We start from the raw sequence: 389 nt of genomic DNA on the forward strand, positions 1-389 counted from the left end.
GCTGAAAGCATCTAAGCGCGAAGCCCCCCTCAAGATGAGATTTCCCAGTATGTAAGACCCCTTGTAGACGACGAGGTTGATAGGTTCGAGGTGGAAGTGCGGCAACGTATGCAGCTGACGAATACTAATCGGTCGAGGGCTTAACCAAAMMATCCCAACCAAGTGAWGAWAAGCTTTGTAGCGAATTCCGAATACTTGATTGGGGCCCAGAAAACCTAAGCAAATCCTAACTTTACGTTGAGTTTCGTATCTAGTTTTCAAGGCGCAAACAAACGCTTTGACTGTTTGGTGATGATGGCGGAAGGGATCCACGCGTTCCCATCTCGAACACGACCGTTAAGCCTTCCAGCGTCGATGGTACTTGAACCGCAGGGTTCTGGGAGAGTAGA

2 rRNA genes are annotated in these 389 nt (G+C 49.1%); both read left to right on the forward strand.

Annotated features, from left to right (window positions below):
* Positions 1-148, forward strand: a 23S ribosomal RNA gene (locus AC1DLM_RS35570); the annotation flags it as partial.
* Positions 149-284: 136 nt separating this feature from the next.
* A 5S ribosomal RNA gene (gene rrf / locus AC1DLM_RS35575) occupies positions 285-389 on the forward strand; the annotation flags it as partial.

The sequence above is a fragment of the Paenibacillus sp. 01T442 genome (assembly GCF_056398345.1).